Here is a 2,163-nt window from a genome sequence, read left to right as displayed (position 1 = left end):
GCTGCCAGTAATGCCGTTTTGGGTGGTGAAAGCGAGGGTGTCTTCTGTGGTGACAAAACCGTTGGTAATGGTGACGGTGGCGCTGCTGAGGTTGGGGGAGTCGGCATCAGTAACGGTGATACCAGAGTCAATAACTGTGGCGGGGTCGTTTTCGGTGTAAGCAAGGGCGGTGTTGGTGGCGGTGGTGACTGGGGCATCATTTACTGCGGTGAGATTAATGTTGCGGGTAGTAGCAGTACTATTTAAGCTGCCATCATTGACAACAAAGCTGATAGTGCGGGGAGTAGTACTGGGGTTATCGCTGCTGTTTTGATAAGTAACAGAACGCAGGGCAGTTTGATATTGGGCGACGGTGGCACTGCCAGTTAAGGTTAAGACATTGTTAGCATAGCTGCCAGTAATGCCGTTTTGGGTGGTGAAAGCGAGGGTGTCTTCTGTGGTGACAAAACCGTTGGTAATGGTGACGGTGGCGCTGCTGAGGTTGGTGGAGTCGGCATCGGTGACGGTGATGCCAGGGTCGATGATTGTTGCGGGGTCGTTTTCGGTGTAAGCAAGGGCGGTGTTGGTGGGGGTGGTGACTGGGGCAACAGGTTCGGCAATTGTTAAAGTGGCACTGGGGTTAGCATTCAGCAGCACGGAGACGTTGCCGCCATAGTTAGCGGTAGCCAAGTCGAGCTTGCCGTCGCCGTTGAAGTCTCCCACTGTTACTGAATAGGGAAAAATGCCGAGGGTGAAGTTGGTGGCGGTGGCAAAGCCCCCTGTGCCGTCACCTAGCAGCACTGAGGCGCTGTCGCCGTAGTTAGCGGTAGCCAAGTCGAGCTTGCCGTCGCCGTTGAAGTCTCCCACTGTTACTGAAAAGGGAGAATTGTCGAGGGTGAAGTTGGTGGCGGTGGCAAAGCCCCCTGTGCCGTTTCCTAGCAGCACGGAGACGGTATTGCTGCTTTGATTCGCGGTAGCCAAGTCAAGCTTGCCGTCGCCGTTGAAGTCTCCAACTGTTACTGATCGGGGACTAGTACCGACGGTGAAATTGGTGGCGGTGCCAAAGCCCCCTGTGCCGTTTCCTAGCAGCACTGAGACGTTGTTGTTGCTGTAGTTAGCGGTAGCCAAGTCAAGCTTGCCGTCGCCGTTAAAGTCTCCAACTGTTACTGAAAAGGGACGACTGCCGACGGTAAAGTTGGTGGCGGTGCCAAAGCCCCCTGTGCCGTTGCCTAGAAGCACTGAGACGGTATTTCCGTAGTTAGCAGTAGTCAGGTCGAGCTTGCCGTCGCCGTTGAAGTCTCCTACTGTTACTGAAAAGGGAAAATTAAAATTGTCGAGGGTGAAGTTGGTGGCGGTGCCAAAGCCCCCTGTGCCGTTGCCTAGAAGCACTGAGACGGTAGTATTTACGTAGTTAGCGGTAGCCAAGTCGAGCTTGCCGTCGCCGTTGAAGTCTCCTACTGTTACTGATCGGGGACTAGTGCCGACGGTGAAGTTGGTGGCGGTACCAAAGCCCCCTGCGCCGTTTCCTAGCAGCACTGAGACGTTGTTGCTGTTTTTGTTAGCGGCAGCCAAGTCGAGCTTGCCGTCGCCGTTGAAGTCTCCTACTGTTACTGAAAAGGGAAAATTGCCGATGGAGAAGTTGGTCGCTGGTTGGAAATTGGCGGTGCTGTTGACGCCAAGGATGTAGTCTGGGCTGGCTTCTAGGTTGACGGTGACGGTTTCGTTGGGGTCAGAGACTCCATCGGCGGCAGCTGTGACTGTTAAGGTGGCGGTGGTTTGTCCGGCGGCGATCGCAAAGGTATTGGCTGTGACAGCAGTGATATTGGTGCCTGCTGTCAAGGTGTAGTCGGTGGTGGGGGTGGCGGTGCTACCTGTGGTGTTGAAGTTGACGACTAAGCCGCCAACTGGGGCAGGTGTATCGAGGGTGATCTTAAAGCTGCCGACTGTACCGCCTTCTGTGGGGTTAGTGCCTGGGGCGATGGTAATTTTAGGGGTGGTATTCAGCAGCACGGAGACGTTGTTGCTGCCGCTAACGGCGGCAGCCAAGTCGAGCTTGCCGTCGCCGTTGAAGTCTCCTACTGTTACTGAAAAGGGATTGGCGCCGACGGTGAAGTTGGTGGCGGTGGCAAAGCCCCCTGTGCCGTTTCCTAGCAGCACTGAGACGTTGCTGCTGTTGTAGTTAGC

2 protein-coding genes and 1 pseudogene are annotated in these 2,163 nt (G+C 55.2%); 1 reads left to right on the top strand and 2 read right to left on the bottom strand.

What is annotated here, in order from left to right; translation table 11 throughout:
- A partial coding sequence (locus tag V7K25_RS15230) for a beta strand repeat-containing protein (protein WP_335159248.1) occupies window positions 1-1,611 on the bottom strand: 1,611 nt, incomplete at its 3' end.
- 79 nt (window positions 1,612-1,690) lie between these two features.
- Here V7K25_RS15230 and V7K25_RS15225 point away from each other — a divergent pair.
- Complete coding sequence (locus V7K25_RS15225; protein ID WP_335159250.1) at window positions 1,691-1,825, top strand: hypothetical protein; 135 nt, start codon at window positions 1,691-1,693, stop codon at window positions 1,823-1,825.
- Between the two features lie 179 nt (window positions 1,826-2,004).
- Here the strand turns inward: V7K25_RS15225 and V7K25_RS31630 are convergent.
- Window positions 2,005-2,163: pseudogene (locus tag V7K25_RS31630) on the bottom strand (FG-GAP repeat domain-containing protein); the annotation flags it as partial.

The sequence above is a fragment of the Nostoc sp. genome, assembly GCF_036919495.1.
GTDB lineage: Bacteria > Cyanobacteriota > Cyanobacteriia > Cyanobacteriales > Nostocaceae > Nostoc.
Note: the sequence above shows the minus strand (reverse complement) of the source record. Positions and strands in the feature narration are given on the sequence as shown.